Annotated in this window: 24 protein-coding genes; 11 read left to right on the top strand and 13 right to left on the bottom strand. The window is 36.9% G+C overall.

Features of this window, described 5'->3' with window-relative positions:
* Positions 1–37: 37 nt before the first annotated feature.
* Positions 38–151, bottom strand: a complete 114-nt coding sequence (locus tag AC52J8_RS09220) for a hypothetical protein (protein ID WP_014206701.1) — start codon at positions 149–151, stop codon at positions 38–40.
* A 97-nt stretch (positions 152–248) separates the two neighbouring features.
* Complete coding sequence (locus tag AC52J8_RS09225) at positions 249–602, bottom strand: hypothetical protein (protein WP_086399051.1); 354 nt, start codon at positions 600–602, stop codon at positions 249–251.
* Between the two features lie 488 nt (positions 603–1,090).
* Here AC52J8_RS09225 and AC52J8_RS09230 point away from each other — a divergent pair, with 488 nt between their 5' ends.
* The 6 genes from AC52J8_RS09230 to AC52J8_RS09255 all read left to right on the top strand — a co-directional run bounded on the left by AC52J8_RS09230 (position 1,091) and on the right by AC52J8_RS09255 (position 6,833).
* Positions 1,091–1,480: a hypothetical protein gene (locus AC52J8_RS09230; RefSeq protein ID WP_025465552.1), complete on the top strand. Its 390-nt coding sequence runs from the start codon at positions 1,091–1,093 to the stop codon at positions 1,478–1,480.
* A gap of 114 nt (positions 1,481–1,594) precedes the next feature.
* Entirely contained in the window at positions 1,595–2,476 is an 882-nt protein-coding gene (locus AC52J8_RS09235; protein ID WP_002113536.1) for a LysR family transcriptional regulator, read from the top strand.
* 245 nt (positions 2,477–2,721) lie between these two features.
* The gene (locus tag AC52J8_RS09240; RefSeq protein WP_086399011.1) at positions 2,722–3,426 is read left to right on the top strand and encodes a CoA transferase subunit A; all 705 of its coding nucleotides are present in this window, start codon (positions 2,722–2,724) and stop codon (positions 3,424–3,426) included.
* A gap of 1 nt (position 3,427) precedes the next feature.
* The gene (locus tag AC52J8_RS09245; RefSeq protein ID WP_014206696.1) at positions 3,428–4,069 is read left to right on the top strand and encodes a 3-oxoacid CoA-transferase subunit B; all 642 of its coding nucleotides are present in this window, start codon (positions 3,428–3,430) and stop codon (positions 4,067–4,069) included.
* 116 nt (positions 4,070–4,185) lie between these two features.
* A complete protein-coding gene (locus AC52J8_RS09250; protein ID WP_032052144.1) occupies positions 4,186–5,595 on the top strand; it encodes a short-chain fatty acid transporter in 1,410 nt (469 codons plus the stop codon).
* A gap of 65 nt (positions 5,596–5,660) precedes the next feature.
* Positions 5,661–6,833, top strand: a complete 1,173-nt coding sequence (locus AC52J8_RS09255; RefSeq protein WP_086399010.1) for a thiolase family protein — start codon at positions 5,661–5,663, stop codon at positions 6,831–6,833.
* Between the two features lie 49 nt (positions 6,834–6,882).
* On the opposite strand, the gene AC52J8_RS09260 is transcribed toward AC52J8_RS09255, so the two are convergent.
* The 4 genes from AC52J8_RS09260 to AC52J8_RS09275 all read right to left on the bottom strand — a co-directional run bounded on the left by AC52J8_RS09260 (position 6,883) and on the right by AC52J8_RS09275 (position 9,961).
* Positions 6,883–7,776 carry a LysR family transcriptional regulator gene (locus AC52J8_RS09260; protein WP_003651675.1) on the bottom strand — a complete coding sequence of 298 codons (894 nt, stop codon included), beginning with the start codon at positions 7,774–7,776 and terminating at the stop codon, positions 6,883–6,885.
* 233 nt (positions 7,777–8,009) lie between these two features.
* Positions 8,010–8,903, bottom strand: a complete 894-nt coding sequence (locus AC52J8_RS09265; RefSeq protein WP_002113716.1) for a LysR substrate-binding domain-containing protein — start codon at positions 8,901–8,903, stop codon at positions 8,010–8,012.
* Between the two features lie 542 nt (positions 8,904–9,445).
* A complete protein-coding gene (locus AC52J8_RS09270; protein WP_014206692.1) occupies positions 9,446–9,667 on the bottom strand; it encodes a hypothetical protein in 222 nt (73 codons plus the stop codon).
* 111 nt (positions 9,668–9,778) lie between these two features.
* Positions 9,779–9,961, bottom strand: coding sequence for a hypothetical protein (locus AC52J8_RS09275; RefSeq protein WP_002113649.1), 183 nt, complete (start codon positions 9,959–9,961; stop codon positions 9,779–9,781).
* 404 nt (positions 9,962–10,365) lie between these two features.
* Here AC52J8_RS09275 and AC52J8_RS09280 point away from each other — a divergent pair, with 404 nt between their 5' ends.
* Positions 10,366–11,784, top strand: coding sequence for an aspartate ammonia-lyase (locus AC52J8_RS09280; protein ID WP_017399577.1), 1,419 nt, complete (start codon positions 10,366–10,368; stop codon positions 11,782–11,784).
* Positions 11,785–11,839: 55 nt separating this feature from the next.
* Here AC52J8_RS09280 and AC52J8_RS09285 read toward each other — a convergent pair whose 3' ends face one another.
* Positions 11,840–14,044 (bottom strand): TonB-dependent siderophore receptor, encoded by a 2,205-nt coding sequence (locus AC52J8_RS09285; protein WP_086399009.1) that lies wholly within the window; start codon positions 14,042–14,044, stop codon positions 11,840–11,842.
* Between the two features lie 516 nt (positions 14,045–14,560).
* Here AC52J8_RS09285 and AC52J8_RS09290 point away from each other — a divergent pair.
* Complete coding sequence (locus AC52J8_RS09290; RefSeq protein ID WP_086399008.1) at positions 14,561–15,847, top strand: MFS transporter; 1,287 nt, start codon at positions 14,561–14,563, stop codon at positions 15,845–15,847.
* A 183-nt stretch (positions 15,848–16,030) separates the two neighbouring features.
* On the top strand, positions 16,031–17,377 hold the full coding sequence (gene chrA / locus AC52J8_RS09295; RefSeq protein WP_086399007.1) for a chromate efflux transporter: 1,347 nt from the start codon (positions 16,031–16,033) through the stop codon (positions 17,375–17,377).
* A gap of 83 nt (positions 17,378–17,460) precedes the next feature.
* Here the strand turns inward: chrA and AC52J8_RS09300 are convergent, their stop codons facing one another.
* Positions 17,461–18,069, bottom strand: a complete 609-nt coding sequence (locus AC52J8_RS09300; RefSeq protein ID WP_086399006.1) for an FMN-dependent NADH-azoreductase — start codon at positions 18,067–18,069, stop codon at positions 17,461–17,463.
* Between the two features lie 95 nt (positions 18,070–18,164).
* Between AC52J8_RS09300 and AC52J8_RS09305 the strand changes: the two genes are divergently transcribed.
* Positions 18,165–18,560, top strand: a complete 396-nt coding sequence (locus tag AC52J8_RS09305) for a winged helix-turn-helix transcriptional regulator (RefSeq protein WP_005069321.1) — start codon at positions 18,165–18,167, stop codon at positions 18,558–18,560.
* On the opposite strand, the gene AC52J8_RS09310 is transcribed toward AC52J8_RS09305, so the two are convergent.
* Positions 18,557–19,411: a helix-turn-helix domain-containing protein gene (locus AC52J8_RS09310; RefSeq protein WP_086399005.1), complete on the bottom strand. Its 855-nt coding sequence runs from the start codon at positions 19,409–19,411 to the stop codon at positions 18,557–18,559. The genes AC52J8_RS09305 and AC52J8_RS09310 overlap by 4 nt on opposite strands.
* 166 nt (positions 19,412–19,577) lie before the next feature.
* On the opposite strand from AC52J8_RS09310, the gene AC52J8_RS09315 reads away from it, so the two are divergent.
* On the top strand, positions 19,578–20,495 hold the full coding sequence (locus AC52J8_RS09315; protein ID WP_086399004.1) for a DMT family transporter: 918 nt from the start codon (positions 19,578–19,580) through the stop codon (positions 20,493–20,495).
* Between the two features lie 32 nt (positions 20,496–20,527).
* Here AC52J8_RS09315 and AC52J8_RS09320 read toward each other — a convergent pair whose 3' ends face one another.
* The 4 genes from AC52J8_RS09320 to AC52J8_RS09335 all read right to left on the bottom strand — a co-directional run bounded on the left by AC52J8_RS09320 (position 20,528) and on the right by AC52J8_RS09335 (position 24,911).
* Entirely contained in the window at positions 20,528–21,532 is a 1,005-nt protein-coding gene (locus AC52J8_RS09320) for a homoserine dehydrogenase (protein WP_086399003.1), read from the bottom strand.
* Between the two features lie 109 nt (positions 21,533–21,641).
* Positions 21,642–22,433 (bottom strand): sulfite exporter TauE/SafE family protein, encoded by a 792-nt coding sequence (locus AC52J8_RS09325; RefSeq protein WP_086399002.1) that lies wholly within the window; start codon positions 22,431–22,433, stop codon positions 21,642–21,644.
* Between the two features lie 117 nt (positions 22,434–22,550).
* Positions 22,551–24,206, bottom strand: a complete 1,656-nt coding sequence (locus tag AC52J8_RS09330; protein ID WP_086399001.1) for a bifunctional protein tyrosine phosphatase family protein/NAD(P)/FAD-dependent oxidoreductase — start codon at positions 24,204–24,206, stop codon at positions 22,551–22,553.
* Between the two features lie 9 nt (positions 24,207–24,215).
* Positions 24,216–24,911, bottom strand: a complete 696-nt coding sequence (locus AC52J8_RS09335; protein ID WP_086399000.1) for an MBL fold metallo-hydrolase — start codon at positions 24,909–24,911, stop codon at positions 24,216–24,218.
* Positions 24,912–25,060: the final 149 nt, after the last annotated feature.

Here is a 25,060-nt window from a genome sequence, read left to right on the forward strand (position 1 = left end):
ATGACTAAAACTTAACAGTTCAGAAAATAAAAAACTATCAGTTCATATAGCGCCCTACCCCATACACACTAGACCTGATTGAACCAATATGAGATGTTTGATATGCATCAATACCTACAATAGAGACCACAAAAGATTGCACGACCTCCATAGTGATTTTCTTTACCTTATCTTCTACTTATTTTGCCACACCAAGACTAGAACTAATCGGTTTATCCTTTTCAAGCCCATATACATCTCTGCAAACTTTAATATTTAATTGATATCCATATTCCGGAAACAAAACTAAAAATTAGATAAATAAATGCAGCAATAATTATGGAAAAAAGGACTATGATGACTCCGTTAGTGATATAGTCTCCATTGATACCATTCTCAGTGTTTTCCTTGGGATTAATTATCATTGGGGTATTTAAAGATTTTTTTGCCTCATAGAATCCCCAGCCTATACCCAGCAAAACAATTAGTACCGCAAAACCAACTCCAATATCATAAATAACTTCCTCAGCAGCATATTTATTATTTGAAGCTGAAACACACTTTTCAAAGTATTTTTTTTCAATTTCAGACAGTGTGGAGATTGATTTTTGATCTTTAAACATATCTTTAAAATGGATATTGCATGTCTCAATAAATTCTTCTTTATCGTCAGTTCCATCTCCCTCGTAATTACTTGGACGTGAAATATATATTGAACTATGTGTAGTTGTAGCCATCTAATTACAGTAATTTACATACAAAATGATAGTTTAATTGATAGTAAAAAATATTCAATTTAGGCCTTACTCAAATGAATCAAAAACCAATGGCAATGACATTTCAAACCTTTCATATGATTTTTATAAAGCCTTATCTCAAAATAGTAAAAATTAATATATTCTTTTGGATACTTACTAACTAAATTATAAAAGTGCCGTTCACTCATTAAGGATGCGCATTTAATTTTTTGACGTCTAACTTTTAGCTTTATTCATCTTTTTATCTTTATGGGGGTGGACAAATTTATACTCTTTATTTTTAAAAATAGCATTTATTTAATTTAGATTATTCAATAGAATAACAATATAAAATCTTGATAAGAAAACAAAATATGATATGGATTAAATTTATAATATACCCTTTGGGGATGTTTGTACTGTGGCAAATTATTTTCATAATTACGCAACTCTCTTTAACATACCTAAATACGCCACAAGTCATTGTAGCTATACTTTCATTGATCATAAATTGCGGTATGCAAATTTTGATTGGTTATAAAATCCCTCAATTAGCACCAAAATATAAATTTGTAGCGAGTGCTACATACATTATTCTCTTCACCTTTTTGTTAGCAATCTATTCAACAACTATTTTATTAGAAGGCTTAAAAGTTGCTCCTCAAGCAATTTGGCTAGGTTATTTGTTTTTCCATGTAGTTGGAATGGCTCTATACTTTGCTAATAACACAGATGAGTTTTGTTGGGAAAATTTACTGAAGTAGCTCAGCCTATTGTCCCCTGCTTTATTTTTATTTTTTTGTCAAAAAAACATCATATTAGACAAATTTTCGTATAAATTACCCTTCTAGATGAGTTGGGCAATCTAAAGGATAGAAATGACGCTTAAACAATTAAAAGCTTTTTTAGCCCTTGCGCGTACACTCAACTATGCTAATGCATCATTAGAGCTACATCTCAGCCAGTCTGCTTTAAGTCTTACTATCAAAAGCTTAGAAGAAGAATTAGGCGGAAAACTATTTAACCGTAATACTCGCCGTGTTGAGCTTACCCAAGAAGGTAAATCCCTTATTCCCTACGCTAAAAAATTACTCGCCAATTGGGATGAAATGGAAAACGATGTTAAACAACGTTTTAAGCTCAATCGTGGAACTTTAAGTATCGCTTCAATGCCCTTCGTGACTCATGCGATTCTGCCTGAAGTAATTCATCAATTTTTAGAACTTCATCCCAACTTGAACTTTTCAATTCAAGATATTCCAAATGAGACCATTATAGAAAAAGTACAAGACGGTATTTTTGAGCTTGGTATCTGCTTTGAACCTGATCTCACCGAAGGCCTAGAGTTCAAACCACTATTTGAAGAAGATTTCTTAGCTCTATTACCAAAGACTCACCCACTTGCTCAATCATCTTCTATTACATGGCAAGAGCTTTGTTCAAATCCATTCGTGACATTGCAAAAACCTTCAATTGTTCGATATTTGGTTGAGCAGAATTGTTTGCGAAATAATATAACGCTCGATTTGAAAGTTGAATGTCATCAAATTTCATCACTCTCAAGCTTTGTGGCTTATGGAATTGGGGTGAGTGCAATTCCAAGGCATTTTGCTAAACACATTGATAAAGAACATAACGTACTCATTGAGTTAAAGGATGAATCTATTCATAAGACTGTAGGAATTGTTTATAAAAAGAACTTTGAAATTTCAAATATTTCGACTCAATTTATTGAAGCTTTGATTCAATATAAATTTTAAAAAATTAAAGACTGCTTTTTAGGATGAGCTAAGCATACGCTTAAGCTAAAATTATTAATTATTATAATTTTCAATGATATGAGGTGATTTTTTAAAGTATTTTTCTTTATGTTCGTCTGATCTTTTGTAGACGATTTGAAACCATTCATTGATTATACTTATTAATCATTTAAAAAAATTAACTTCTATAACGCAAAATGTGATGCTAAAACTAAGATTACTAAGGGATATAGGATAACAATAGAATGAATAAAGTTTATGCCAATGCAGAGGCAGCAGTAAAAGACGTTATTGCAGATAATCAAACACTTGCCGTAGGTGGTTTTGGTTTATGTGGAATTCCGGAAAAACTGATTGTTGCAGTTAAGCAAAGTGGTGTGACTGGTCTCACATGTATTTCAAATAACGCAGGTGTAGATGATTTCGGCTTAGGTATATTGCTTCAAACCAAACAGATCAAAAAAATGATCTCTTCTTATGTTGGTGAAAACAAAGAATTTGAGCGCCAATATTTAAATGGTGAACTTGATGTAGAACTTACTCCACAAGGTACTTTAGCTGAAAAGTTACGTGCTGGCGGTGCTGGAATTCCGGCGTTTTATACACAAACCGGCGTTGGTACACTCATTGCAGAAGGTAAAGAAGAACGTATCTTTAATGGCAAAAACTACATTTTAGAAGAATCTTTAACAGCAGATGTTGCCCTCGTTAAGGCCTATAAGGCAGACAAGGCTGGTAACTTAGTGTTCCGTAAAACTGCTCAGAATTTTAACCCTGAATGTGCGATGGCTGGAAAAATTACAATTGCCGAAGTTGAACAGGTTGTTGAAATTGGTGAATTAGATCCGGATGAGATCCATTTAGCGGGTATCTATGTAAACCGCATTGTACTTAATGCGTCACCTGAAAAACGTATTGAGCATAAAACTTTAAGCACGGAGGCAGTATAAAATGGCTTGGTCACGTAATGAAATGGCACAACGTGCTGCAAAAGAACTTGAAGACGGTTTTTATGTCAATTTAGGTATTGGCTTACCTACCCTAGTTGCTAATTATATTCCTGAAAATATTAATGTTTGGCTTCAATCTGAAAATGGTCTATTAGGCATTGGTGAATTCCCGACTGAAGAAACTGTCGATGCCGATTTAATTAACGCCGGTAAACAAACGGTTACTGCTCGCCCTGGTGCTGCTTTTTTCTCAAGCTCAGAATCTTTTGCCATGATCCGCGGTGGCCATGTCAACATTGCAATTTTAGGTGCAATGGAAGTTTCCGAAAATGGTGACTTAGCGAACTGGATGATTCCTGGCAAGAAAGTCAAAGGTATGGGCGGTGCAATGGACTTGGTTGTTGGTGTCCAAAAAGTTGTAGTGCTTATGGAACACTGTGCAAAAGATGGTACGCCAAAGATCGTTAAAAACTGTAGCCTACCTTTAACAGGTAAAGGTGTGGTTCATCGCGTCATTACTGACTTAGGTGTAATGGACATTACACCACAAGGCGTAGAGCTGATTGAACTTGCTAAAGATGTCACGCTTGAACAGATTCAAGCTGCTACAGGTGTTGAGTTTTATAAAACCTTAGTCGCGTAAATTTTAATTTTTAGTAAGCCAGATAAGACTTAAGTTAGAAAGTGAGCTTAAGTCTTAGCCCTTTTAAGCACCGGATGTGCTGTCTATAAATAAGAACGAGAAGGATTTTTTCAGCTATGGAAAAACAGCAAGGAATTTTTGAAAGATTTGCTCTTCGGATTAGTGACTGGTCTGAAAAATGGTTTCCTGATTCATATATTTTTGCTCTACTTGGCGTTATTATCGTGTCAGTTGCCGCTTTAGGTATTGGTGCGCCTATTCACGATGTCGCGACTTCCTTCGGTAACGGTTTCTGGAGTCTTATTCCCTTTACTCTGCAAATGACGATGCTCATTATTGTAGGTTATGTCGTTTCTGTATCTAAGCCCGTAAAGTTCCTAATACAAAAAATGGCACGTATTCCAAATTCTGGACGTGGTGCTATTGTTTTAGTTGCAACTGTCAGCTTATTAATTTCTCTAGTCAACTGGGCAGTAAGCACGATTCTTACAGCACTTTTAGTGATTGCATTAGCGAAGCGTAAAGAGCTAAATATGGATTACCGCGCTGCGGCTGCGGCTGCGATTATTGGTATGGGAGCAACATGGGCACTGGGAATTAGCTCTTCGGCAGCACAGCTTCAGGCAAATAAAACCAGTTTACCTGAGTCAATTTATAACTTAACTGGCGTTATTCCATTTACTGAAACGATTTTCCTTTGGCAATCAATTGCGATGACCATTATTTTAGTGATTGTTTCAATCGCAATCGCTTATTGGTCAGCTCCAAAAGGTAATAATGTTAAAACGATTGATAGTTTTGATGTTCAATTTGAAGAAGACAAACCCCATGATGAGAAATCTAATCGTCCAGGTGACTGGTTAGAAAACTCGCCTATCTTAACGATTATTGTGGTCGCATTAGGGTTAATCTGGATGTTTTTTGAGTTTTCAAAAAGTAATCCAATTATTGCTATTTCAAGTTTAAACACCTACAACTTTGTGTTTTTAATGCTTGGGTTAGCCTTGCATGGCACACCACGAAACTTCTTAAATGCTGTTTCAAAGGCAGTTCCAGCTGTATCAGGAATCTTAATTCAGTTTCCACTTTATGGAAGCATCGCCTTTATTATGACGCAAGCTTTAAATAGTCAAGACTTATCGCTGTCGCATTATATAGCCGAATTTTTTGTTTCAATCGCTTCAAAAGAAACCTTTGCAATTGTGATGGGAATTTACTCTGCCATCCTTGGGTTCTTTGTGCCATCTGGCGGTGGAAAATGGATTATTGAAGCCCCATATGTCATGCAAGCAGCAAATGATTTGAAAGTTCATTTAGGCTGGTCTGTACAAATTTATAATGCAGCCGAAGCTTTACCGAACTTAATCAATCCATTCTTTATGCTTCCAATGTTAGGCATTCTAAAACTAAAAGCAAAAGATGTGATTGGTTTTACAGTCACTCAGCTCGTTGTGCATTTTCCTTTAGTTTTATTCTTGCTGTGGTTCTTTGGTAGAACGCTCAGCTATACCCCACCTACTTTTTAATTTACTGGCGCCTTTAGTTTCGGCTAAAGGCAAATTTAGCAAATACATCAATAAGAGATATTAAGATGAGTTCAATTGTTATAGTTTCAGGTAGCCGTACTGCAATGGGCGGTTTTCAAGGCAGTCTATCGGCTTTAACTGCACCAGAACTTGGCGCTGCTGTTATCCGTGAATCGATTCAACGTGCAGGTGTTTCCCCTGAACAAGTAGATGAAGTTATTTTTGGTTGCGTACTCAGTGCAGGTATTGGCCAAGGTCCAGCTCGTCAAGCGATGCGTAAAGCTGGTGTACCAGATCATGTGGGTGCAGTCACCATTAATAAGCTGTGTGGTTCTGCGATGAAAGCGGTGTTAATGGCTTCAGACACCTTAAAAGCTGGTAGTGCCAATATTATTGTGGCAGGTGGCATGGAATCTATGACCAATGCGCCGTATATTCTGCCGAAAGCTCGCGGTGGTTACCGTATGGGTCATGGTGAAATTAAGGACCATATGTTTTTAGATGGTCTTGAAGATGCAGAAACAGGCCGCTTAATGGGTTCTTTTGCTCAAGACATGGCAAATACCAAAGGCTTTACCCGTGAGCAAATGGATAACTTTGCGATTTCTTCACTTAAAAAAGCACAAACTGCGATTACGGAAGGTTACTTTAAAGACGAGATCGTTCCAGTAGAGGTAAAAACACGTAAAGGTGTTGAAATTATCGATCAAGATGAGCAACCACTAAAAGCGAATCTTGAGAAGATCCCAACATTGCGTCCAGCTTTTAGTAAAGATGGGACAATTACAGCTGCGAACTCAAGCTCAATTTCTGATGGCGCTGCTGCTTTAGTACTCACCACTGAAGAATATGCTCAAAGTCATGGTTTAAATACTTTGGCAAAAATTGTTGCAACATCTACTCACTCACAACATCCAAGCGAATTTACCATTGCTCCGATTAGTGCAATTCAAAAAGTACTTAAGCGTGCTGGCTGGTCTGTTGATGAGGTAGATGCTTGGGAAATTAATGAAGCTTTTGCAATGGTAGCAATGGCGCCAATTCATGAACTCGGCATTGATGAAGCAAAAGTAAACGTCCATGGCGGTGCTTGTGCTTTAGGCCATCCAATTGGCGCAACTGGCTCAAGAATTATTCTTTCTCTTATCTATGCTTTAAAACGCCTAGGTAAAAAGAAAGGTGTTGCTGCATTATGTATTGGTGGTGGTGAAGCTACAGCTGTCGCAATTGAAATCTAAAAATCAAACCACACAGAAGGTGTAAAAGTTTTTCTTACACCTTCTTTTTTTAGACTTTAAAAAGTTCATAGCAGGTTTGACGGAACCATTTATGGCTACTTTTATGATGACAAGACATATGCCAATGTTGTTTTACATCATAAGTTGGAAAGTCTAGAGGTGCTGGTAAAATCTGTAAATTTTCTCTCACCAATAAGACTTGGCTTAAATAATACGGTACCGTTGCGATCGCATCTGTTTCTTGAACGACTAATCCCACTCCAAGATAGCTTGGTAATCGAATTAAGATATTTCGATCCAATCCTTTGTTCTGCAATTCATTTTTAATATGGTAGTGCCCGATTCCCGCATCAATGTCGATATGATACTCGCGCATATAATCATCTAAAGTAAAATTATTTGGGTCTAAACGAGGATGGCTCTTAGAGCTAATCACCACATAATGTTGTTTAAAAAACTTTTGTTGATAAAAGCCTTCTTCTAATTGGGGTAAAAAGCCAATTGCAAGATCAATCTCACCATTTGCCATTTGATAGCTGGTTTCTGGCGTAATCGGCCTAATATTCAAGCGAATTAAAGGGGCTTTCTCTTTTAAATAGTTTGTTAATTGCGGTAATAAAACCAGATGAGATACATCTGTCATCGCAATTGTAAAAAGCTGATCTGAAGTTAGCGGATCAAAATTTACACTAAAATTATTAATGCTTTCCACTTTATCAATAACTTCACTAATGAGTGGAAAAATCTCTTTTGCTAATTCGGTTGGGATCATCTCATTCCCAACACGAATAAAAAGTGGATCATTAAAATGCTGACGGATTTTGTTCAGTCCATTACTAACGCTCGGTTGTGTAAGGCCAATAGCATCAGCAGCCATTGAAACACTTTTAAACCGATAAATATGATAAAAAATATTTAGTAATCTACTATCTAGATCAAACAAAATTGTCTCCGTCTGGATCAAATAATCCATTCAAAAGGAATAAAATCAGGCACAGCATATCTAAAAATGCTCACTAGATTTCTGAATTATTGATATATGGTCTAAATTAACAAAGAATCTAGACCATGAGCAATGCTTTATAAAGCCTTTCATCACAAAGACAAAGGTATGAGCTCTTTGATTGATTACTTTGTATGTAAATATCTTGAGGACATTACATATCATTATAAATTTTAATCATGTTGAGTTTGGAAGCCCTTCCAGATTTGCTGAACTGATTTGTTATCACTCAAGTTATTTTTAAAAATATAAATATCTTGTGGCAGACAATATTCGTTATGGTCCAACATGACCAATTTTCCGGTAGCGAGATCTTCTTCTACATTAATTTTTGGAATCCATGCTACACCTAAACCTTGTAATACAAGCTCTTTCAAGTTGGTGGCATTGTCAGTTTCATATAAGGTTTTGTAGATCAGTTTACCTTCAATTAATTGATCGACCAATTTGCGCAAATAAGCATGTTTACTATAAGCAAGTAATGAAAAATTACTCTGAATTGTATGCTTAGGCGTATGATCTGCTTCGGTAGCTGACACTGGAACAATCTCTGTTTCAGCGATCTTGATGCCACTTAAAATATCATCACCAACTCGATTAATATTAGATCGATCTGCATAACAAATCATAAAATCGCAGGCACCTTCTTTTAAAAGAGATAAGCCTTCACCACTATTCGTTGCGACAATTTCAATTTTTAAATCACGCATAAACGTTGGGAATTTTTTTAAAAAAGTGGTTAAAAAACCTGATGCTAATGAGTGGACAACACAGAAACGAATCGTAGATTCGGTTTCATTTTTGATGTTTTTAATCAGCTTTGCTGTTTCTTCTACCTGCTTCTCAATATTTTTAGACATCACCAGCATAATCCGTCCAATGTCTGTAAATTCAATATTATTTTTATTATTTCGGATAATAACTTCAGCTCCGATCATCTCTTCTATTTGCTGAATTCTACGCGTAAACGCAGATTGACTAATAAATCGTTTTTCGGCTGCTTTTGAAATAGAACGCTCACGCTCAAGTGTCAAAAGGTCTTCTACCCAACGTACTTCTAAGTTCATTTTATGCATTCCCTTTTTATAGTTATGTCCTTAATCTGTCTGGTTGGGAAGCTGGATAAATAGCTGAATAGATGAATAAAAACTATAAAACATGGGAGTACCTGCAGAAATGCGATGGAGGGTTGGCAAAGCCAAACAATAAAAGTAAGTATTTAAATAATTCTGACATAGAAAAGAGCGTAAGAGAATAAAAGACTTTGATTTAACTCAACAACTCATACAAATATAAAATTATCACTCTAAAAATTATTTTAAATCAAAAAGTAAAGAGCATATAAAGCAAGTAAATAACAAGTTTTAAGTTAATAAAAAACAGAAATAACCCTATGCTTTACTCATGTTTTTTTATAAAAAAAGTCCGCACCTTGGGGAAGAATACGGACTGTAAAACTGAAATTGACTATCTTGCTTATTTCAGGAATTAAGCTCTCTGACTCAATAAATTCATTTAAATCAGAAGATATGCTTGTAGTATAGCTCATTCCATAAAACCTGACTATTCTACTAAAGTATTTAACTTAAGATTGAATTAAAACGAATTCTTAATATTCACCAATGAGATAATATAACTTTCTTGAAATTTCAACCATCATATTAGAAGTATATTGAGTAATTTCAAAAACTTGCTTTTTCTGGGGATTGAACACCATATTGTCATTTTCATCACTAAAAAAGATATAAGTGGTGTATTTATCCATATGGTGGATATGCTCTTTTAAGCTTAATTTTTCCCCAGAATTGGGATCATAGGCGATAAACTTCATTCTCATGAATTTTGTCTCTATACATACAGTCTTTTACCCAAATTTTAAAAAAAATCTAGATAAAACAATATTTTGATGGATAATATGAAATAGTTAACCTAAGAACTGAGGCTACTTGTAAGATATGGGCACAATACTATTAGCTTTGTTTACCGAGGTTTCAGCAGAAGCGATTGATTGCTCTGCTTCTTTAAGCAGACGAGAAGTTTTAGACTCACTTTTCTCTTCACCGTGGAAAAGCACATAGTATGTAAAACTTCCCAAAATAATTAATGCGGCTGTGACTTTTAACATAAACTTAAAACTAAGATTTTTTCGTATTATAGTGTTTTTTATGTGAAATGCATCACATTTTTATATGAATTTGTTAGATAAGCTTCACTTTAAAAGCTAATAATAAAGATAATTAAGTTGATATTTCATTTAAATTAATCAGTCTTAATTTTTACAATGGGTTTCTTTCAAAAATTAGATGACCATTCATTGTATCAAGCAAATTTTGAAATTAACTTCATCTCAATATTAAGTTATTAATTCATATAGTTAAATTAATAGTTAAAAATGAACCCTCCAAGTTAGTTCACTATAAAATTAAAAAAGTGATATGCAAAAAATGCATAATCAACTTGATAAATGCATTAGAAGTGAAGCATTTCGAAATCTAATATGAATTATCTTCTTTACTAATTCGAAGTTTAATGATGAACGCTGAAATTACCACCCGTATTGAGAAGGATCTTATTGGTTATAGAGAGATCAATAATAACGACTACTACGGAGTTCAAACATTACGTGCTCTAGAAAACTTTAATTTAACTCAAAGCAAGGTCGGAAATTTCCCTCACCTTATTAAAGCTTTAGCAATGGTAAAACTTGCTTGTGCTGAAGCGAACTATAATTTAAAAAGCTTAGATCAGACTAAATTTGAAGCGATTGAATACAGTTGTAATCAACTTATTCGTGGTAATTTTCACGACCAGTTCCCAATTGATATGATGCAAGGCGGTGCTGGTACTTCAACCAATATGAATGCAAATGAAGTATTAGCAAACGTCGCTTTAGAATATATGGGACATGCAAAAGGCCAATATCAATATTTGCACCCTAATAACGACATTAACATGTCACAGTCAACAAATGACGTGTACCCTACTGCGATTCGCTTAGGTTTGTTATTAAGCTTAGATGAACTAAATCTTCCTTTTAACAATTTAATCTTAAGTTTCCGCAATAAATCTCAAGAATTTGCTCACATCCTAAAAATGGGCCGTACACAGTTACAAGACGCTGTGCCAATGACATTAGGGCAAGAGTTTGGTGCTTTTGCAGTAACTTTACAAAAAGACCTTGAGCAAATTAATACGCTTATTCCAAATGTTTTAGCGTATATGAACCTTGGTGGTACGGCGATTGGTACGGGAATTACTACTGAATATAGTTACCGTGAACTTGCGATTCAAGCACTTGCAAAAATCTCTGGTAAGAAAATTAAGTCTGCTCCTGATCTAATCGAAGCAACTTCAGATATGGGTGACTTTGTTCTTTTATCTGGTTTATTAAAGCGTACTGCAACTAAGCTTTCAAAAATTGCCAATGACTTACGTTTACTTTCAAGTGGTCCACGTACTGGTATTAATGAAATTAATTTAGAAGCTCGCCAACCAGGTAGCTCGATCATGCCGGGTAAGGTAAACCCAGTTATACCTGAAGCAATGAACCTTGCTTGTTTCCAGATCATTGCAAATGACTTGGCTGTAACTTTAGCTGCTGAAGCGGGCCAATTACAGTTAAATGCAATGGAACCACTTATTGCATTCAAACTGTTTGAATCTATGGATTTGCTTGGTAAGGCAATGGCAATGTTCCAAAGTAAGTGTATTGATACAATTACGGCGAACCCTGAGCATTGTAAGGCTTTGGTTGAAAACTCGATTGGTATCGTGACTGCACTTAACCCATATCTAGGTTATGAAACTACAACTCGTATTGCTAAAACTGCAAACGAAACTGGACAAAGCGTATTGGCTTTAGTTCAAAATGAAGGTTTATTATCGGCACAAGTGCTTGATGATATCTTGTCGATTAATAATATGGTTAAACCAAAAATGTCGGCTTAATTCCTGAAAATAAAAAAGGAGCTTTTATAAGCTCCTTTTTTATTTGTTCTATATTTTAAAAACTGAAAGTTGTAGAGAACTGGGCTGTACGTGGATTACCTAAGAATAAATAGTCATCACCCATAAATGCCCCTACATCACGCCAATATTTCTTATTAAACAAGTTATCAATATTGAATCTAAAAGTTGTGTCATGCCCCGCAAAATTTGTTTTATAGGCAGCACCAATATTAAAGATGCTATAACCACCTACTTTTGCCGTTCCCTCTTTGTTTGCATATTTACTGCTACTGTATTGCATACCACTCAATAATCTTAACCCTTCAACGGAAGGTACTTTATAAGATAACTGCGCAGTTGCGCGGACTTTTGGTACATTTTGAGTTTGATGCCCTTTGTAGCTGTCATTATCAATATCAACTAGACAAGATTTGGTATAGGTAATACCTGAACTTACATCGAGTTTATCAGTTAAAGCACCTGTTAAACCTAATTCAATACCTTGATTGTGTTGTTCACCTTGTGAAACAAAATCGAAAGTTCCTTCTGCATTCACTTTGCTATATTGATTGTCTTGTTTTAAATCAAAAATAGCTGCTGTTACTAAGAAGTTCCGAATTTGTTGCTTAATACCAATTTCATATTGTTCAGAGTTTTTAGGAGATAGAACTTCTAGAGCATTATTAGCGAACCACGGAGCTTCACCGCCATCCGATAAACCTTTGGCATATGAAGCATAAAGGTTAGTCCCAGCAGTTGGACTATACATGAGCGCTAATTGTGGCAAGAACTTGTTTAAGTCGGTATCACGACTTTGTTGCCCATCTGAATTATAAGTTTGCTCATCAAGATGAATAAGTTTTCCACCGAGTAAAGTTGACCATTGATCATTAAATTGAACTCGGTCAGATATAGTAAATGCAGTCTGATCACTTTCTAAGGCTTTATAACGATCACCTAAGCTTTCCGATGACGGAATATAGTCAATCGTATCTTCATAGATATTGCCTGTTCCTACCGCTACATTCAGTGGTGTATGGTGCTTTAAGGTTTTATATGTACGTTGTAATTCGAAAGCGATTTGATGCTGGATATTAGCAGTGTTGAATTGACCATTTAACCCAGCAGCGAACTGGTTAGTAATACGTGTATCATCTGGGCTGCGGAAGTCATAAATGTCATAATTTCCGTGTTTATCAAAAGTATTGCCCAAACCAGAATATTCACAAATATCGTTATAACATCCCCATGGGAAAGCACTATTATCATCAATCACAACACGGCTTTGCGATGCACTTAAGCTAGCATTCCATTGATCATTAAATGCATATTGATATTTTAAACTTGCATTTACACTGTTATTTACAACAGGTTTACTCCAAGACTGGTAACCCAATAAACGGTCTTGATCTACATTTGTTGGTACTTCTTGCCCATCAAGCAGTTGATAACCCGGTACGGAGCGTTGGCTTTGATGCTGAGCTTCAATATCAAACAATAATTTAGAACGCTCATTAATTTTCCAGTCTAAAGCAACTGAACCAAACTCACGCTTACCATTTGCGTGATCAACATTTGGATGGATGCTTTCATGGGCTAAATTGATTCGATAACCAAAACTATTATTAACAAAGCCGCCAACATCTGTTGCCAGTGTATAGCCACCTTCTGAATTTGCATCTACAGTAATGTTTTTAACATCGGCTGGTCTTTTGGTTACATAGTTAACCACACCACCTGGCGTCGACATTCCAGATTGAATTGCAGAAATACCTTTTAAGATTTCAACTTGTTCTTTATTTTCTAAAGCCACATTTTGTTCGCCACGTATAGTATGGCCATTAATAAGATAACTTGAGCCTAAATCAAGCGCAAAACCACGTGCTACAAAATTTGGATAGTAGCCAATCGCAGCATAGCCATCCCCTAACGAAGAATCGTTTTTAATAACATCAGTTAAAGTTTTTGCGTGTTGGTCTGCTATACGCTCAGAGGTAATGGTTGTAATAGATGCAGGAACTTTCTTTAAATCATTAGTTTTAAAACCAGCTAAATTAACTTTTTTAGACGTATATAGTGCATCATTATTTTGTGTAGCATTCACAGTAATGGTTGGGAGCTGCGAAACCTCCGCTTCATTTGCATAGACGACAGATGTTATGAGTGCAATAGATGAAGCCAATGCTGTTTTAGAGCATGTCATGAAGTGAAGATTTATCGAACGTCTTTCCATTGAATAACTACCTGCCATACCGTGCATAATTCTAAAGCGCTAGAAATGAGTGCGGAGTCTATTTTTAGCCACGCAAGAATACAGCTACATATATTGAGAAACAATACATTCTGTACTTTTTCGATTAAGTGTATTTGATACAAATTTTATGAACTTATCATTATATAAATTTCATTTATTTTATTAGGAATTGACGCTATAACTTTTTAAGTATTACCAAATATTCGAAATAAACTTAAGCTCGAAATGAAACTTAAAAGGAGAAATAAAATAGAAAAGTACCGTTGTAAATTAGCTCAATGATTTTAAATAGAATTAATTATTAAGTTAAATGAAAGGAAGTGTTCGATCATTGTTAAAAATCTCTTTAAATCGAACAAAAGGACGTAATCTTACTAGAATCGAATTTTAAAATTAGAAAAAATGAATGGTTAGGAATTTAAGGAAGTGCTCAGGATTGAGTGATATTTAAAGTTTCATTCTATTTTCTATCCAGCATATCTAAAAATTCCTCATTTTTGTCTGCAAAATGATGGAAGAAATATGACATACACTCAGGAAGAAAAACGTAGCAGAATACGTGGGATTGTAGGCGCAGCCTCTGGTAATTTAGTTGAATGGTTCGACTTTTATATCTATGCAGTATTTGCTGCCTACTTTACTCAAGCGCTAACAGCACCTGATATGGATAGTACGACTAAATCTATCTATGTGTGGGGCGTATTCGCTGCAAGCTTTTTTATGCGTCCTATTGGTAGTTGGGTATTTGGACGAATTGCAGACCGGCATGGTCGAAAAAAGTCTATGGTCATCTCAATTTGTCTGATGGCTTTGAGTTCTTTTCTATTTGCAGCCCTACCTACTTATGACCAAGTTGGCTTATTTGCCCCTTTTCTTTTACTGGTAGTGCGCTTACTTCAAGGCTTATCGGTTGGTGGTGAATATGGTGCAGTAGCAACATATATGAGTGAATTGGGTTTAAAAGGCCAACGTGGTTTTTACTCATCTTTCCAATATGTCACCCTCTCTGGTGGTCAATTACTTGCCAGCTTACTGGGCGTTATTTTGTTGACGTTCTTAAGTGAACAACAATTACATGATGGTGGATGGCGTATTCCGTTTGTTATTGGTGGTATTGCAGCAATTTTTTCTTTGCTTGCACGTAGTCGCTTAGAAGAAACACTTTCTCATCAAGATAGTGAACGAAAAGAATCTGGCAGCTTAAGAGAACTCTTTAAGAAACATTGGAAAACCTTTTTATTGGTGGTTGGATACACTTCTGCTGGTTCATTAACGTTTTATGTAGAGACTGTTTATTCAAAAACCTATTTAACCAATTTAGGGATGGATGGAAAAACCGTTGGTTATATCATGACCTTCGCCCTATTTGTCTATATGTGTGCTCAACCTGTATTTGGTGCAATTTCCGACCGTATTGGGCGACGCTCTTCAATGCTGGCCTTTAGCTTATTGTCTGCGATTTTTATATACCCAGTCATGGTGATCGGGATGCGTAGTTATATTGATTCTCCGATTATTATTACCTTGCTACTTATTTTTATGATGATGTTACTCAGTTTCTATACATCTATCAGTGGCTTGGTAAAAGCTGAAATGTTCCCACCTCATGTACGAGCTTTAGGCGTAGGATTTTCTTATGCGGTAGGTAATGCGCTGTTTGGTGGTTCTGCACCTTCAGTTGCCTTACAGTTTAAAGCTGCTGGAATTGAAAATACCTTCTTTATATATGTCATTGTCATGCTGATTATCTGTTTCTTATGTAGCCTTGCGCTTCCGAAAAAACCAGATTATTTAGAACATGATCATTAAAAAGTAAAAGATAGATATTCTTCTAGAGATTTTTTAGAAGAATATCTTTTTAAAATAATAAGAAAGTCATTTTTGTTCTGTATGCTATAGCTGCCTAGCACATCTAACTTATTCAATTAACTAAAAGTTACTAGTTTTTGATGTTCTTGATCCGTATGAATCAATTTTTTGATGGGATAAAAAATGGAAAACGAAAAATCCCCTTTACCTGAAAGTATTATTCAAGTCACCTTCTGGCAAGCCTTTTTATTTTGGCTCAAGCTCGGCTTTATTAGCTTTGGGGGACCAGCTGGACAAATTGCTGTGATGCATCAGGAACTCGTTGAGCAAAAACGCTGGATATCCGAAAAAAGATTTTTGCATGCCCTGAACTACTGCATGTTATTACCTGGTCCTGAAGCACAGCAATTAGCAACCTACATTGGTTGGCTTATGCATAGAACTGCTGGAGGATTAGTTGCAGGTATTCTATTTGTATTACCCTCCTTATTTATTTTAATTGGGCTGTCTTGGGTTTACATAAAATTTGGAGATGTTCCCGTTATCGCAGGCATTTTCTACGGGATCAAGCCTGCCGTCACCGCAATTGTCTTTCATGCAACATACCGTATAGGTAGCCGCTCACTTAAGAATAAATTTTTATGGTTCGTCGCAATTGCTGCGTTTCTTGCCATTTTTGTCTTAAAGCTCCCTTTCCCGCTTATTGTTTTATCAGCAGGTATTGCTGGCTATTTAACAAGTAAAAAATACCCGGAACTATTTTCCTCAGCAGCAGGACATAAAGCGAGTCAAAAAGATTATGGTCCGGCATTTATTGATGATGATACCCCGACCCCAGAGCATGCTAAATTCCATTGGTCACGGTTAGCTAAACTTATTTTTGTAGCAATCGCTTTATGGCTATTGCCAATTTTAGCTTTAGGCGCATATTTTGGATGGCATCATTCTTATACTCAAATGGCGTGGTTCTTTACCAAAGCTGCTTTACTTACGTTTGGGGGGGCCTATGCAGTTTTACCTTATGTCTATCAAGGAGCTGTAAATCATTTTGGATGGCTTTCACCTACACAAATGATTGATGGTTTAGCTTTAGGTGAAACTACACCGGGTCCACTGATTATGGTAGTGGCTTTTGTTGGCTTTTTAGGAGGCGTCAATCATTCATTACTTGGCTCTGAGCATCTATTTTTTGCTGGAGCACTTGGTGCAGTCATTGTGACTTGGTTTACCTTTCTCTTTTCATTTGTATTTATTTTTGCGGGTGCGCCCATTATTGAATCTACACATAATGAAATCAAATTTACTGCGCCACTCACTGCCATTACCGCGGCTGTGGTCGGTGTAATTTTAAATCTCGCACTATTTTTTAGTTATCACGTGTTATGGCCACAAGGTTTTTCAGGGCATTTTGATATAGTTGCAGCCTTCATTACTGTTGCTGCATTTATTGCTTTATTCCGATTTAACATTAATGTGCTATATGTCATTTTTGCTTCGGCACTGGTTGGGCTCGCTGTCGCTTTCTTCTAATTATTTACTGATCCTATTGATTTCTTAAAATCAAAATCTCAATAAGGCCGAACAGTTTCTTTACTATTCGGCTGTTTATATTTTTAACCCGCTAATTGTGCGATTTGTGCTGCTGCATTATCTAAGGCAGCTTGACGTGCTTCTGGGCCGAAAGCGATCCCTTCCGCGCGCACAAAAGTAATATCAGTCACACCAATAAAATTGAAAAACGCTTTGATATAAGTTTCTTGATAGTCTAAAGCTTCGGCTGGTGAACCTTCTGAATACACACCGCCACGCGAAGAAGCAATAATCACACGTTTACCTTCTACTAAACCTTGAGGGCCGTTTTCCGTATAACGGAATGTTTTTCCAGCAACAGATAGTCGGTCAAGCCACGCTTTTAACTGTGATGGAAAGCTAAAGTTATACATTGGCGCGCCGATTACAACGATATCTGACGATAAGAACTCGTCCAAATATTGGGTGTTTCGTGCAACACGTTGTTGTGATGTTTCATTATTAGGTTCAACACCTTGCCATGCCAAAAACTCAGCATCAGACAAATGAGGAATTGGTTCTAAAGCAAAATCGTGATGAATAATTTCTGCATCAGGATAAGCTGTGATGAGCTGACGAATAACAGATGAGGTGAGTTGGCGGCTAACAGACTGCTCACCTAAAATACTTGTGTCAATTTGAAGTAGTTTCATCGTTTATACCCACAGTATAAAATTGTTACTTGAACTAATTATGTTACTACTATTATTCTTATGTACAAGAAGGCACATTTAGGGAACCAAGTAATATGACTGTAACCATACCTCATGATATCCAGAGTTCAGATTGCCAAAGAGTCAGTCAAGTGTTGGCTAGAGTTGGCGAGAAATGGAGTATACTCATTGTAATGACACTTGCATCACGTTCTCATCGCTTTTCTGAAATTAAAAGAAGTATCAATGGAATATCACAGCGTATGCTTACCTTATGTTTGCGTGGTTTAGAACGAGATGGGTTGGTTAAACGTACGGTTTATCCTGTAGTCCCACCTCATGTTGAATATGAATTAACTCCACTGGGCCATTCACTTACAGAACCTGTAATTGCTTTAGGCCAATGGGCTCAGCAGCATATTGCGGATATTGATGCGGCAAGAGCTGCGTTTGATGCAGCTCAAGATAAACCAATTACATTAGACACTTAACGTAGCTGTGAAGGGCTCATACTATAAAACTGTTTAAAGCGATGACTTAAATGGCTTGCTGAACTAAAACCACACACTAAGGCAATATCTTGTAAGGAAAGCTGAGATGACTGAATTAGCCCTTTGGCTTTGGTTAAACGTCTTTGCATGACATATTGGTGAGGTGCCATATTCATAGACTGTTTAAACATATGGGCAAAATGGTATTCGCTTAAATTTACAACATTTGCCAAATCAGACAAAGTCAGTGCTTGATCTAGATGCCCTTCAATCCAGTCTTGAATATATTTGAGTTTATGAGGAGCGAGGCCTCCTTTAATGATAGGTTGCTGCCACTTAACATTACTATATCTTCGAATTAAATGGTTCAGCAATAAACTGGCAGTGGTACTCATTTGTAAATGGTTTGCTGAATCTTTCCAATCACAATCTAGCAAGAAGAACTGATAAAGCGCTCGAATCTTTTCGTCATCGTTAAAAACAACTTCGTTTAGTTCAATTTGGTTCGGCTCTTTGTCCCATATTTTTTCGGCAACATCACGCAAATGTTGGTCGGTATAATACAAGTGAACGAATTTAAGCCCTCCACGTATATCCCAAGTCGACTCCTGATGCTCAGGCAATAAGCAAAAACGCCCCGGCCCACCGCCGTTTTTCCAGCCTGCAGGGGTTTTTTGATAGCTTTCATAGCCATCTTGAATATATAGACTTAGAGTATGGTGATCGCTACAGACACTTACACGATCTTGCTGATTAGACCAAAATGCAAGTTGCATATTCTCATCAAGCACCGCAGTTTCGTGAAGCTTGGCTTTAGATTGCTGTAGCTGTTCTAAAGTTTGATAGGCCATGCAAAATTAAAACGAATATCATTGAGCTTAAGTTAACCATATTCAGCAAAATTCAGCTAGTTTATATCTATAAAAAGCGCAAGATCTTGCATGTATAACACAAGAATATATACGTGAAAAATGAAGCATTCCTAGATACTTAAGCTTGGTAATCGAGGATGAAGTTATGAATATTTTACTCTATGTTGCGGTGGTGTTGATTTGGGGAACAACATGGATTGGAATTGCCGTTCAAAGCCACTATGCAACGCCCGTTGTCGCAATTTTATGGCGTTTTGCTATTTCAGCCTTATTACTGTGGGTTGTTTTACTATTTTCAGGAAAATTACAGCGCATTGCTTTAAAAGATCATTTGTTCTGTATGCTGCAAGGCATTTGTGTTTTCGGCCTAAACTTTATTTGTTTTTATACCGCCGTTAAATATGTAAATAGCGGTTTAGAGTCCGTTATTTTTTCGATGGCTGTTTTCTTTAATGCCATTAATGCGCTTATCTTTTTTAAGCAAAAACCTTCCCCAAACTTTGCTCCAGCTGCACTTTTAGGCCTAGGTGGTATTGTTTTACTATTTTGGCATGACCTCATTAATAGCCAGTTTAATGCGCAGTTATTAATGGGTATTGGGTTATGTGCAATAGGTACTTACGGTTTTTCTTTAGGGAACATGATTAGTGTTAGACACCAAAAACGTGGCCTAAATATTTTTTCAACAAATTGTTATGCCATGACTTATGGGGCATTGGTGATGTTAAGTCTAGCTTTATTTACTGGCCAAGATTTAATGCCGCCGATGAATTTTCCATTTTTAAGTTCGGTACTTTACTTGGCTGTATTTGGTACGGTTATTGGGTTCTCTGCTTATTTTTCTCTGGTTGGACGAATTGGCGCAGCCAAAGCAGCCTATAGCACATTGCTATTCCCTTTAGTTGCTCTAACAGTTTCTACATTCTTTGAAGGATATGAGTGGACTTTGAACGCTGTATTTGGAATTTTATTAATCTTACTCGGTAACTACTTAATGTTCAGTAAGTTAGAAATTGGAAAAAAGTTATTTAATAGTCCAGAAAATTGTGAGAAGCAGGCATAAAAGCCTGCTTTTTTTATAAATCATAATTAGTTTTAGCAGCCCGTTTTTAGCATCAACTCGAAATCTTTTAAAGCTGCAGCTGCCGTAGCTAAAGGTGCAGAAGCCCCTCCACTGACAACAAATTCCCCCATTTCTTGCGTTAATACCCGAATACATTTATTGGAACCTTGCAGATGAGCAAACGGATGATTTGCTGGGACTAACCTTAATTCAACACCTGTTTGAATTTGCTGATTTTTAATATGGATAAAACCAACCAGACGAGGAATTATATTTTCTTTTTTCCAATCACGAATATGTTCAGCCGTAACATGAGTGATTCCTTGTCTTGGAATATCTTGAATTTTTACATCAGCTCCCAAAACAGTATTGGCTAGTATCGTAATTTTGGCAGCAGTATCCCATCCATCTACATCGAAAGAACTGTCAGGTTCAGCAATACCTTTTGCTTGAGCTTTTTCAAGAGATTCTGTAAATGCGCATTCATGTTGCAACATATCATTTAAAATAAAATTCGTGGTACCTGTAAACACACCTTCTATTTCTAAAATTTGGCAGCCAGCTAAGTTATATTCAAACAAATCAACAGTTGGTAAGGCAGCGGCTGTCGCACCGCTAAAAAATAGTTTTTTATTGTGCTGATGTGCCAAGTTAACTAATTTTTTACCATCTACGACTAAAGCACCTTTAGATACCGCAATCGCATTCATGCTATGTGTTAAAGCATAATTTAAATAAAATAGGCTCTTTCCACCTGTCACATAATCACTTGGGCCTGTCTCGATAATGACATCCGCCTGAACCTGTTCTAAAAACTTTTGCTCAGTTAAGCCTGTTTGATATTGTGTTTTATCTAACCACTTTGCAGCTTGTAAACCTTCTTGATCAATTAAACCTGATGATGAGTTGCAGACGCCCACTAAACGGGCATCAATTTGATATTTTTGTTTATAGTATGTCGATCTATTTAAAAGAAGCTCTGCAATTTGTTGCCCAATCCGTCCAAAACCACAAATTGCTACGTTAACTCGCTTCATATCGCTTTCTCAAAAATTTATATCGTTTAAATCAAATTTCCCAAGAGAATTTTAACATCTCGTCTTTGGAAAATTGCTAACTACAGAGATAGTTAAAATACTATATTACTTAGATATTTGTTAGATTAACTATCTTAATGACCATATAAATTGCGACAGCAAAAACCATTAAAGCAAAGACTTTTTGCACAATTGCAGAGGGAATAAAACGAATAGCTCTGCGCCCTAATAACATACCAACTGCACATGCGAGCGCAAACGCACTAGTAATGCCTACTGGATAGTGAAAACCCTCTGCAATATGCATCACAATACTCATTCCACTAATGAGAAAAATAATCATAAGTGACGTTGCAACAATGCTATGCATATCCAAATTTGTGACTTTTCTAAGCGCTGGCACAATTACAAAGCCGCCACCAACCCCTAACATGCCAGTTAAAAGCCCCGCAATAATCCCGATGCTGGCAAGAACGCTTCCCGTTTTAAAATTCCAGATAAAGCGTCCCGTACTTGGGTTGACCTGGCACGGCGGGTTATGAAAGTCTGATACTCGGTTACTAATAAGTCGATAACCTACTGTAAACATGACTAAGCTGAACATTAACATGAGCCAAACAGGTGAAATCGCGTTGGCTATTAAAATGCCGATGTGTGCCATAGGGGCACCAATTAAGGCAATCCAAATAGCAGCACGATAACGCACAATCTTTTTAAATAAGCCTTCAATGGTTCCTATGAGAGTAGATAGCGCAACCGCCAACAATCCAATCGGTGCAGCTTGCGCCACACTCCAGCCTTGACTGGTCATGAGCGCGGGTACAGCAAGAATACCCCCACCTGCACCAGTAAGACCAAGTAAAAAGCCAATCACGATGCCTTCAACGACAAGTAATAACATATCAAAAGCCTAAAATTGCATATACATCATTTGCAGTAGACTGCTGGTTAATGAGGAAGTAGATTCTCGTCTTCTTGCGAAGCTTTAACCGCTTCTCAGGACAAAGCATTGCTTTGTTTATCCTCGCTCAGGTTTGACCATCCACTCGCGGCCTTTAAGCATGCCTTGCCAGTAAATCGGCGGTAAAATCTGCTCCTTAAGCAGCCAAGCCAAACGAGATGGCTTTTGCCCATCAATCACCCATTTCGGAAAGCTTGGGAGTAATTTGCCGCCGTAACCAAACTCAGCTAGAACGATTTTTCCTCGCTCGACAGTGAGTGGACATGAACCATAGCCGTTGTATTCACAAAAGTTTTGCTCACCGTTCAGTTGTACGAGAACATTTACTGCAACGATCGGAGCTTGTGCTCGTGCCGCAGCAGCAGTTTTGGCATTAGGTGCATTCATCACATCGCCTAAAGCAAAAATATTGGCATGTTGTGTATGTTGTAGGGTTTGAGGATTCACGCTCACCCAGCCTGCTTCATCAGTGAGTGTACTGGCACGAATAAAGTCTGGGGCTTGTTGCGGTGGAACAACATGCAACATATCGAAATCAGTCTCGACCAATGCTGCATTTTCATTGTTCACTACCTTAAACCATGCTTTTTTTGCAGGCCCATCTACTTTGACAAGTTGATGGTTAAAATGAAGTTCAGAGCCATATTTTTCGACATATTGCATTAGTGCAGGTACATATTCCTTCACACCAAATAAAACAGCGCCAGTGTTATAAAAATGAATAGAGATATCTTTAAGTTTGCCTTCCTTTAACCAGTAATCGGCTGAAAGGTACATCGCTTTTTGAGGAGCACCTGCACATTTAATCGGCATAGGCGGTTGGGTAAAGATTGCCTTTCCACCGTTTAATTGTTGCACCAGTTCCCATGTATACGGCGCTAAATCATAACGATAGTTAGACGTCACCCCATTTTTACCTAAGGTTTCGACTAAACCTTCAATTCCATGCCAATTCAGTTTTAAACCAGGACAGACGACCAAAGCTTTATATTGAATGGGTTGGCATCCTTCCAAAATAACTTGATTATGCTCAGGGTCGAATCCGGCAACAGCAGCTTTCATCCATTTCACTTTTGAAGGGATCACACTTGCCATTGACCGTGCGGTTACTTGTGGTTTAAAAATACCGCCACCAACCATGGTCCAGCCCGGTTGATAATAATGGGTATCTGCCGGATCAATAATGACAATATCTAAATGAGGTTCCCGAGACAGTAAGCTTGATGCAACAGAAACTCCAGCTGCTCCAGCGCCAACAATCACAACGCTATAAAAAGGAATTGTCGCTGATTCATGATCACGTTTTAAAATACGTGGCACCAAACCTTTCAAATTAAACCCAAGCTTATTACCCGCTTCTACTAACAGTGCTGCATCTGGTGGAGCAACTTCAGCCAAAGCCCATAAACTGATTGCACGCATACCAGAACGGCAATACGCTAAAACGGGCTTCTGAGCATTCTGATAAAGCTGCTTAAACTCGGTAACTTGTTGGTCGGTAATTTTGCCGCTGGTCACAGGCTGATAAATTACGTTTAGACCATATTGTTGAGCTGCTTCTTCAATTTCAATCACATTGGGTTGATCTGCACCTTCTCCATCTGGTCGGTTACATATCAGAGTTTTTATTCCTTGGGCTGCAATTTTTGCAATATCGTTGGCAGTAATCTGGTCAGCAACATAAAAATCTTGATTAACTCGTTTAAGTTCCATATTGCCACCTTATAATTGTGAAATTGAGCCGCAAGCCTGATTGGCAGGAAGTGCTTTATCGATTTGTTTTGGATATGGCAGATTTAAGTTATTCATTAATTCAATAAAATCTTCTCGTGAGCGATTCTGACCTAAACGTGAGTTATTTAAACGTTCATTACCAATTGTTGAAGACAGGCGACCTTTGTAATCGTGTCCCGGATACACAATAGTGTCGTCAGGTAGGCTAAAAAGTTGTTTATGGATACTGTCATAAAGTGTGCCCGCACTACCTTGCTGGAAATCGGTTCGACCGCAGCCGTCAATTAATAATGCATCACCAGTGAAAACCATGTTTTCAACTAAATAACTCGTACAAGCATTGGTATGACCTGGTGTATAGCGCGCTTCAATACTGAGGTTGCCAACTTTAAGCATGCAACCATCTGTAATTAAAATATCTCCGCAACTTACATCTGAATTACGGTGTAAAACCGATTTGCAATCGAGACGTTCCCGAAGCAAATTCGCAGCGGTAATATGGTCTGCATGAACATGAGTATCCAAGGTATAGATGAGCGTAAATTGATGCTGCTCTAATTCTTTTGTATAAATCTCAATATCTGATGCGACTGGATCAATTAAAACAGCCTCTCGTGTTTCTTCACATCCAAGCATATATGTATAAGTCGAACTTTCTTTTTCAAAAAACTGCTTAAAGAACATGATTTATACCCCAATAATTTATTTCTTTCCTATATTTTGCAAATAAGATGCCAATTATTTAAAATTAAATAATAAATATAAAAATCAAATGCTTAAAACAATAAATAAAATTAAAGTTAGAAAACAAACTAAGCTTGATGTTCCTTTGA

The organism is Acinetobacter sp. S-1 (assembly GCF_059579785.1).

Coding starts and splice junctions, on each gene's coding strand:
- AC52J8_RS09310 (WP_086399005.1), bottom strand. CDS start 19,411: ATGGCCTATCAAACTTTAGAACAGCTACAGCAATCTAAAGCCAAGCTT.
- AC52J8_RS09325 (WP_086399002.1), bottom strand. CDS start 22,433: ATGTTATTACTTGTCGTTGAAGGCATCGTGATTGGCTTTTTACTTGGT.
- AC52J8_RS09245 (WP_014206696.1), top strand. CDS start 3,428: ATGGCTTGGTCACGTAATGAAATGGCACAACGTGCTGCAAAAGAACTT.
- AC52J8_RS09230 (WP_025465552.1), top strand. CDS start 1,091: ATGATATGGATTAAATTTATAATATACCCTTTGGGGATGTTTGTACTG.
- AC52J8_RS09270 (WP_014206692.1), bottom strand. CDS start 9,667: ATGAAGTTTATCGCCTATGATCCCAATTCTGGGGAAAAATTAAGCTTA.
- AC52J8_RS09330 (WP_086399001.1), bottom strand. CDS start 24,206: ATGGAACTTAAACGAGTTAATCAAGATTTTTATGTTGCTGACCAGATT.
- AC52J8_RS09235 (WP_002113536.1), top strand. CDS start 1,595: ATGACGCTTAAACAATTAAAAGCTTTTTTAGCCCTTGCGCGTACACTC.
- AC52J8_RS09315 (WP_086399004.1), top strand. CDS start 19,578: ATGAATATTTTACTCTATGTTGCGGTGGTGTTGATTTGGGGAACAACA.
- AC52J8_RS09300 (WP_086399006.1), bottom strand. CDS start 18,069: ATGAAACTACTTCAAATTGACACAAGTATTTTAGGTGAGCAGTCTGTT.
- AC52J8_RS09220 (WP_014206701.1), bottom strand. CDS start 151: ATGGAGGTCGTGCAATCTTTTGTGGTCTCTATTGTAGGTATTGATGCA.
- AC52J8_RS09275 (WP_002113649.1), bottom strand. CDS start 9,961: ATGTTAAAAGTCACAGCCGCATTAATTATTTTGGGAAGTTTTACATAC.
- AC52J8_RS09280 (WP_017399577.1), top strand. CDS start 10,366: ATGATGAACGCTGAAATTACCACCCGTATTGAGAAGGATCTTATTGGT.
- AC52J8_RS09305 (WP_005069321.1), top strand. CDS start 18,165: ATGACTGTAACCATACCTCATGATATCCAGAGTTCAGATTGCCAAAGA.
- AC52J8_RS09265 (WP_002113716.1), bottom strand. CDS start 8,903: ATGAACTTAGAAGTACGTTGGGTAGAAGACCTTTTGACACTTGAGCGT.
- AC52J8_RS09335 (WP_086399000.1), bottom strand. CDS start 24,911: ATGTTCTTTAAGCAGTTTTTTGAAAAAGAAAGTTCGACTTATACATAT.
- AC52J8_RS09255 (WP_086399010.1), top strand. CDS start 5,661: ATGAGTTCAATTGTTATAGTTTCAGGTAGCCGTACTGCAATGGGCGGT.
- AC52J8_RS09290 (WP_086399008.1), top strand. CDS start 14,561: ATGACATACACTCAGGAAGAAAAACGTAGCAGAATACGTGGGATTGTA.
- chrA (WP_086399007.1), top strand. CDS start 16,031: ATGGAAAACGAAAAATCCCCTTTACCTGAAAGTATTATTCAAGTCACC.
- AC52J8_RS09285 (WP_086399009.1), bottom strand. CDS start 14,044: ATGCACGGTATGGCAGGTAGTTATTCAATGGAAAGACGTTCGATAAAT.
- AC52J8_RS09320 (WP_086399003.1), bottom strand. CDS start 21,532: ATGAAGCGAGTTAACGTAGCAATTTGTGGTTTTGGACGGATTGGGCAA.
- AC52J8_RS09225 (WP_086399051.1), bottom strand. CDS start 602: ATGTTTAAAGATCAAAAATCAATCTCCACACTGTCTGAAATTGAAAAA.
- AC52J8_RS09240 (WP_086399011.1), top strand. CDS start 2,722: ATGAATAAAGTTTATGCCAATGCAGAGGCAGCAGTAAAAGACGTTATT.
- AC52J8_RS09250 (WP_032052144.1), top strand. CDS start 4,186: ATGGAAAAACAGCAAGGAATTTTTGAAAGATTTGCTCTTCGGATTAGT.